The sequence below is a fragment of the Pseudomonas sp. P135 genome (assembly GCF_020312125.1).
In the GTDB taxonomy this organism is placed as follows: Bacteria; Pseudomonadota; Gammaproteobacteria; order Pseudomonadales; family Pseudomonadaceae; genus Aquipseudomonas; species Aquipseudomonas fragariae.
Genome location: NZ_JAGPYR010000022.1, coordinates 82606 through 90075, shown reverse-complemented (window position 1 = coordinate 90075; position 7470 = coordinate 82606). Strand labels below are relative to the sequence as shown.

Annotated in this window: 6 protein-coding genes and 2 pseudogenes; 4 read left to right on the top strand and 4 right to left on the bottom strand. The window is 55.4% G+C overall.

Annotated elements, in window-relative coordinates; all coding sequences use genetic code 11:
• Positions 1–284, top strand: a 284-nt coding sequence (locus KBY08_RS23765) for a hypothetical protein (RefSeq protein WP_225651280.1), incomplete at its 5' end; no start/stop codon positions are given.
• 3 nt (positions 285–287) lie between these two features.
• Here the strand turns inward: KBY08_RS23765 and KBY08_RS23760 are convergent.
• Positions 288–495 (bottom strand): annotated as a pseudogene (locus KBY08_RS23760) (TetR/AcrR family transcriptional regulator); the annotation flags it as partial.
• A 103-nt stretch (positions 496–598) separates the two neighbouring features.
• Here KBY08_RS23760 and KBY08_RS23755 point away from each other — a divergent pair.
• Positions 599–1696 (top strand): RHS repeat-associated core domain-containing protein, encoded by a 1098-nt coding sequence (locus tag KBY08_RS23755; protein ID WP_225651279.1) that lies wholly within the window; start codon positions 599–601, stop codon positions 1694–1696.
• Positions 1697–1738: 42 nt separating this feature from the next.
• Here KBY08_RS23755 and KBY08_RS23750 read toward each other — a convergent pair.
• Positions 1739–1822, bottom strand: a pseudogene (locus KBY08_RS23750) (TetR/AcrR family transcriptional regulator); the annotation flags it as partial.
• 102 nt (positions 1823–1924) lie between these two features.
• Between KBY08_RS23750 and KBY08_RS23745 the strand changes: the two are divergent.
• Entirely contained in the window at positions 1925–3004 is a 1080-nt protein-coding gene (locus tag KBY08_RS23745) for an RHS repeat-associated core domain-containing protein (protein WP_080278018.1), read from the top strand.
• 31 nt (positions 3005–3035) lie between these two features.
• On the opposite strand, the gene KBY08_RS23740 is transcribed toward KBY08_RS23745, so the two are convergent.
• Positions 3036–3680: a TetR/AcrR family transcriptional regulator gene (locus tag KBY08_RS23740; protein ID WP_024642508.1), complete on the bottom strand. Its 645-nt coding sequence runs from the start codon at positions 3678–3680 to the stop codon at positions 3036–3038.
• A gap of 458 nt (positions 3681–4138) precedes the next feature.
• Positions 4139–5515: a glutamine synthetase family protein gene (locus tag KBY08_RS23735; protein WP_003413528.1), complete on the bottom strand. Its 1377-nt coding sequence runs from the start codon at positions 5513–5515 to the stop codon at positions 4139–4141.
• A 594-nt stretch (positions 5516–6109) separates the two neighbouring features.
• On the opposite strand from KBY08_RS23735, the gene KBY08_RS23730 reads away from it, so the two are divergent.
• A complete protein-coding gene (locus KBY08_RS23730; protein WP_002555767.1) occupies positions 6110–7468 on the top strand; it encodes a glutamine synthetase family protein in 1359 nt (452 codons plus the stop codon).
• Positions 7469–7470 lie beyond the last annotated feature (2 nt).

Here is a 7470-nt window from a genome sequence, read left to right as displayed (position 1 = left end):
GGGATGCACGCGAAAAATATCGCGCTGCACTTGAAACTGCCGGCATTAAAAAGCATACGCCGGGTACTCGTATTTATATTGATGGCAAGCGAGAAGCTGAAGTTTTCACTACGAGCATTAGGTATCTTGAGACTAAAATAGCTTATATGTCTAGAAATCAAGGCACTGCCAATTACAGTAAACGCACCCATGCGGATCACCTGTCGACATTGAAGCGGGAAAAAAGAAACTATGTTGAGTATCTAAAAAGCCCGAGAGAAGAACAAACATCCATTCGTTCGTAATTCTCAAACGGCTCTCTTCACCAAAAGCACCGGCAAATACAACCCCAAATAAGCATCAACCCCCCGCATCCCTTCCTCAGTCATGCGCGGTGTGATCTCGTCATGTAACTGCACTGACCGCGCATACACCCGATCCCCCCAGCCCATCGCCGCCTACATCATTCTGCAATGCAGGCAGCTTGAGGCGGCGATCATAGACCTCAAGCATGATGCTTTCAGAATCGAAGTCGAACGCTTACCTAGCAGTTATGCGAGGTAGGCGGCGTATCGGTTTTGCCGGATGCTGACGGCTGGTTCTATTTGAAGAAGCTGCCATGACTTCCCCCAACCAGACAGTGCTGTGCAAGTATCGCTACGACCCGCTTGACCGCCTGGCTTCCAGCTCGCCGGTTGGGCAGGCGGATGTGCAGCGCTTCTATCAAAAGAACCGTTTGGCGACCGAAATAGAGGGTGCATCACGACGCACGGTCTTTCAGCATGAAGACCTGTTATTGGCTCAGCAGCGGCGTGTTGAGGGTGCGATCGAAACCACGTTGTTGGCGACGGATCAGCAACGTTCTGTCCTGCGGCTTGTGGATAAGTCCGGGGTTGAGCCAGTGGCGTACAGCGCCTATGGTCATCACCCGGCGGAAAGCGGACTGACCAGCCTGCTGGGGTTCAATGGCGAGCGGCGAGATCCTGTGACCGGGCATTATCTGTTGGGGAATGGGTACCGGGCTTACAACCCGGTGTTGATGCGGTTCAACAGCCCGGACAGTTTGAGTCCGTTTGATGAGGGCGGGTTGAATGCGTATGGGTATTGTGGAGGGGATCCGGTGGGAGTTGTGGATCCGTCGGGGCATATGCCATTTTCAATTCTCATACAGGCGGCAGACATGATTGAAAAGTTCGGTCCGCAAGCAGCTACTCTTATTGCACAGCGCGCTCTGCAAGGCGTCAGCCCTGCTGCGCGTGTTTTAGGGGGCAAACATACTCCTGCGGCTGTACCATCCTTGGTATCTAAAAAGGCAAGTAAGCTACCGTCCGCGTCCGCGTCCGCGTCCGCGTCCGCCTCTACGTCTACTTCGTCGGCTAAATCTGTTTCGAGTCGCAGGCGGACTGAGCAGCGTAGGACGTTGGAACTAAAAAGGAAAAATTTAATTAATGGACTTTCGACTAGATTGCCTATTGATGAGAGTTCCGCAAAGAGACGGTATGAAAGGTTTGAGGGGCGCGTAAGAGACGCTGAGTATCTAATAGAACATTACACGAAAAACCCTGAGAGAGTTAAGCATAGTATAATTAATCCGTCCCAGTCGCGAGAGCTTTTTGGAGCGAAGCTTGTTAACGCAGAAACTAATTTTAATGCATACCGTAAAAAATATATCGAAAAATTCGGTGAGTACGTTCGGGATCCGCCTAAAGATAAATAATATCGCTGTCTCAGGTCCGCTTCACTAAAAAAATGGCAAATACAATCCCATCGCCAGCGCAAATACGCCTACATCATCCGGCAGTACAGAGCGCTGGATGTGGAGATCAAAAACCTCAAGCATGATGCTTTCAGGCTCGAAGCCGAGCGTTTACCTAGCATTTATGCGAGGTAGGCGGCGTATCGGTTTTGCCGGATGCTGACGGCTGGTTCTATGTGAACAACTGCCATGGCCTCTCTCGACCCGATAATGCTGTGCACGTATCGCTACGACCCGCTGGACCGTCTGGCCTCCAGCTCGCCGGTTGGGCGGGCGGATGTGCAGCGCTTCTATCAAAAGAACCGCCTGGCGACCGAAATAGAGGGTGCATCACGACGCACGGTCTTTCAGCATGAAGACCTGTTATTGGCTCAGCAGCGGCATGTTGATGGTGTGGTGGACACGACGCTGCTTGCGACGGATCAGCAACGTTCTGTCCTGCGGCTTGTGGATGAGGCCGGGATTGAGCCTGTGGCTTACAGCCCCTACGGTCACCATCCGGCTGAAAGTGGCTTGACCAGTTTGCTAGGGTTTAACGGCGAACGACGCGATCCGGTGACTGGGCATTACCTGCTGGGGAATGGGTATCGGGCTTATAACCCGGTGTTGATGCGGTTCAACAGCCCGGACAGTTTGAGTCCGTTTGATGAGGGCGGGTTGAATGCGTATGGGTATTGTGGGGGTGATCCGATTGGGTTTGTGGATCCGTCAGGGCATGCGCCGTATAACAGGCTACTCAGACGGGCACTAGAAAACGCACGCTTGAAATCACCTAGCCGGAAAGATCGAATATCTACCCGTTTGTTGAGGGTGCTTGGCAAACGCTCAGAAGCGCCTCCTTCACGGGAAGGCAAGCCTTTACCTATATCACCCCTGGCATCAACGAGCGCTGCCTCATCTCCTCCACCCTCGACGACCTCAACTCTGCAAGCTCCTGATAAAGGTAGGCCGGCGATGACCACTCCAGCCATGACCTGGGAGTATAGGGTGAAGAAGGCTGAGGAGTTTCATCATCCAGTGAGCACGGCGGTGCCTACGGACTTTGAAGTGGCCAAAATCTATTTGGAGCGGCACCTTAAAAGACTGCTGGACGTAGAAAATACCATACTTTTTTATAAATCCAATCGGGCTGTAGATACCGGGAATTTTATAGAGGCTGGCCCGTCGCAGTTTTATAAAGCTATCCTGTTGAGAGATATTAATGCTTTTAAAGTATATGCAGCTGGTATGTCTAGAAAACACCGTAAGGCTATACGTAAACAGCGTTAATAACAGTATTACACTCAGTCTCTACAAACGGTCACTGCAGTGGTGATATTTTTCTCTTCACCAAAAACACCGGCAAATACAACCCCAAATACGCATCAAACACCCGCATCCCTTCCTCAGCCATGCGCGGTGTGATCTCGTCATGCAACTGCACCGACCGCGCATACACCCGATCCCCCAGTTCCATCGCCAGTGCAAACACGTCCACGTCATCTGGCAGCGCAGGCAGTTGGAAGTGTCGATCAAACACCTCGAGCATCAAGTGCCCCAGTTCAATGTCGTGCTGTCGGTCGGCCTGGTTGATTTCGGTCAGGCCGTGCTGGGCGAGGATCAATTGGCGGGCGGCGGCGTCGGCGTTGTAGATGGCCAGCATGCGCAGCTCGACGATGCGTGACAGGTCGCGCCAGGTGGTGAGCTGGTCGTGATCGATGGGTGCCTGCAGCGAGGCGCGAAAGGCGGCGTGGATGTCGGCGGTCAGTGCTTCAAGCAGCGCGGGGACGCTGGCGAAGAAGTGGTACACCGACGAGGGCGGAATGCCGGCGCGCTCGGCAACGCTGTAAATCGACAGGCTGGCCACTCCTTGTTCGGCAAGCAGCGTGCGGGCGGCGTCGAGAATCGAATCGATTCTGGCCTGGCTGCGTGCTTGAGGTTTGCGAGGAGTGGCGGCGCGTGTCATGGGCGTGGCTCTTGGTTGGGCTGCAGGCATTGTAAGGGATTCTGACGGGATGAATCGCTGCCGTCGCCAAACGATTATCGCTCCCACGCCCCGCGCTCGTCGGTATACACAAATCTAACTGTTTATCGTGCCAATGCTCCGCGTTGGCATGCAGTTCGTGACGCTCTGCGTCACAAATCTTCAGTCTGGCGAGATAGCGTGCGTAAATGAAACTCGGGCTTTAAGAGTGCCGCAACTCGTACAGCCTGAAGTAGGCGTCAACGCTCCACTGTGTGACGCGGAGCGTCACGAACTGCATTCCCACGCTGGAGCGTGCGGAACGATAATCGTGCGGCCATATGATTATCGCTCCCACGCTGGAGCGTGAGGAACGACTGGTGTCCGGGGGAGGGCATGCACGCCAAACCAAAACGCCGCAAGGCTCAAAGCCTGCGGCGTTTTGTGTTACTCGGCCTCAATCAGACCGTATGCAGGTACCAGTTGTACTCGAGGTCGGAGATGGAGTGTTCGAACTCTTCCAGCTCGCTCTCTTTACAGGCGACAAAAATGTCGATGTATTTCGGGTCGATGTACTTGGCCATCACCGGGTTGTCGTCCAGCTCGCGCAGTGCATCGCGCAGGTTGTTCGGCAGGCTTTGTTCGTGCTGCTCGTAGGAGTTGCCTTCGACCGGAGCGCCAGGCTCGACCTTGTTGACCAGGCCGTGGTGCACGCCCGCCAGGACCGAAGCCATCACCAGATACGGGTTGGCATCGGCGCCGGCAACGCGGTGTTCGATACGTACCGCATCGGCAGTGCCGGTCGGTACGCGAACGGCGACCGTACGGTTATCCAGGCCCCAGGTCGGTGAGTTGGGCACATAGAACTGCGCACCGAACCGGCGGTACGAGTTGACGTTCGGGCACAGGAAGGCCATTTGTGCCGGCAGGGTCTCGAGCACACCGCCGATTGCGTGACGCAATGCGGCGTTCTGCTCGGGATCCTCGCTGGTGAAGATGTTCTTGCCATCGCGATCCAGAATCGAGATGTGAACGTGCAGACCATTGCCCGCCTGACCCGGATAGGGCTTGGCCATGAAGGTCGTGTCCATCTCGTGATCGTAGGCGATGTTCTTGATCAGGCGCTTGAGCAATACCGCGTAATCGCACGCCTTGATCGCGTCGGCGACGTGATGCAGGTTGACTTCGAACTGGGCCGGGGCACTTTCCTTGACGATGGCGTCGGCAGGAATGCCTTGTTCCTTCGCACCTTCGAGGATGTCCTGAAGGCAGTCGACGTATTCGTCGAGGTCGTCGATCAGGTAGACCTGTGTCGAATGCGGTCGTTTGCCGGAGATCGGCGAGCGGGGCGGTTGTGGGCGACCGTTCACGTTCTCTTGATCGATCAGGTAGAACTCCAGCTCGAACGCGGCGCAGATGGTCAGGCCCATTTCGTCGAATTTGGCGACGACCTGGCGCAATACTTCACGCGGGTCGGCGAAAAACGGATCGCCTTCGAGTTCGTGCATGGTCATCAGCAATTGCGCGGTAGGGCGCTTTTGCCATGGCTCGTTGCACAGGGTGTCGGGGATGGGATAACAGATTCGGTCAGCATCACCGATGTCCAGGCCCAGGCCGGTGCTTTCCACCGTGGAGCCATTGATATCCAGAGCAAATAAAGAGGCAGGCAGGTTGATGCCCTTCTCGTAAACCTTATGGAGGCTGGTGCGTTCGATGCGTTTGCCACGCACCACACCATTCATATCTGCAATCAGAAGGTCAACGTACAGAACCTCAGGATGTTCCTTAAGGAACGCGTTCGCTTCGTTAAGCTGAACGGCACGCGGGGGTACCGACATGATGCAACACCTTTGTTGTTAAAAATATCAATCATCAATGATTGCGGATCTCAGTCAATCCGAAAGCCATGATGAAGTCAATAGAGCCTTTTTTTGCCCTAAAACTGCGCCATATGGCCTTTTTTGCTGCTATTTAGGGCGTTTTATTCCGTTTTTTACCGATGTTAAATAAGAGCAAAAGCGGCCTGTCTACTGTTTTTAACGGGCTGTTGTATAAAAAAATGAACGAGGCTAAGCTCGATCGCAACCCAGTAGAGCAACAACAGCGGGGGTCCAATGCTTCACCTTTCCCTGGTCGACACGCGACTATCAAGTCCGTACAGCGCTCATCATGCCTGTGATATCGCTGCTCGTGGTGGGTTGCCGCGCATTGCGACATCCCTGAACGGCCATCGAAGCCAGTCTGCCCTGCTCTCAACGCTGGACACTACCAGTATAGCGGCGTCGTGAGTGTGACCGCGGTCGTCTGGAAATCCGGCCCCGCAGCTGTCACCTTACCCCTATTCGGCGTCTGCCGAAACGAGTTGTACATCATGACGCCGATGCGTCTGGAACGCCTGATCACGATCAGGACAATAAAACCCTGAGGTATTTATGAGTACCAACCTCGACCAGCTCACCGATTGGTTGAAAGAACACAAGATTACCGAAGTCGAATGCATGATGTCCGACCTCACCGGGATCACGCGCGGCAAGATCTCGCCGACCAACAAGTTCATCGCAGAAAAAGGCATGCGCCTGCCTGAAAGCGTGCTGTTGCAGACGGTGACCGGTGACTACGTAGAGGACGATATCTACTACGAGCTGCTGGACCCGGCAGACATCGACATGATCTGCCGTCCCGACCAGAACGCGGTGTATCTGGTGCCCTGGGCGGTCGAGCCCACTGCGCAGGTGATTCATGACACCTACGACAAGCAAGGCAACCCCATCGAGCTGTCGCCGCGCAACGTGCTGAAGAAGGTCCTCAAGCTCTACGCCGATCAGGGCTGGCAGCCCATCGTGGCGCCGGAGATGGAGTTTTACCTGACCAAGCGTAGCGACGACCCTGACTATCCGCTACAGCCGCCGATCGGCCGCTCCGGGCGTCCGGAAACCGGCCGTCAGTCGTTCTCGATCGAAGCGGCCAACGAGTTCGATCCGCTGTTCGAAGACGTCTATGACTGGTGCGAACTGCAGAACCTGGACCTGGATACGCTGATCCACGAAGACGGCACGGCGCAGATGGAAATCAACTTCCGTCACGGTGATGCCCTGTCGCTGGCTGACCAGATTCTGGTGTTCAAGCGCACCATGCGCGAAGCCGCCCTCAAGCACGATGTCGCGGCGACCTTCATGGCCAAGCCGATGACCGGCGAGCCAGGCAGTGCCATGCACTTGCACCAGAGCATCATCGACATCGAGACCGGCAAGAATATCTTCTCCAACGAAGACGGGACCATGAGTGAGCTGTTTCTGAACCACGTCGGTGGTCTGCAGAAGTTCATCCCCGAGCTGTTGCCGCTGTTCGCGCCCAACGTCAATTCGTTCCGGCGCTTTCTGCCCGACACCTCGGCGCCGGTGAACGTCGAGTGGGGCGAAGAGAATCGCACCGTCGGCCTGCGTGTGCCGGATGCCGTGCCGCAGAACCGTCGCGTGGAAAACCGTCTGCCGGGTGCCGATGCCAATCCTTATCTGGCCATCGCCGCCAGTCTGCTGTGCGGCTTCATCGGCATGGTCGAAGGCATCAACCCGAGCGCACCGGTGGTCGGACGGGGTTACGAGCGGCGCAATCTGCGTCTGCCGTTGACCATCGAAGACGCGTTGGAGCGCATGGAAAACAGCAAGACCATCGAAAAATACCTGGGCAAGAAATTCATCATCGGTTACGTCGCGGTCAAGCGCGCCGAGCATGAAAACTTCAAGCGCGTGATCAGTTCGTGGGAGCGGGAATTCCTGCTTTTCGCCGTCTGATC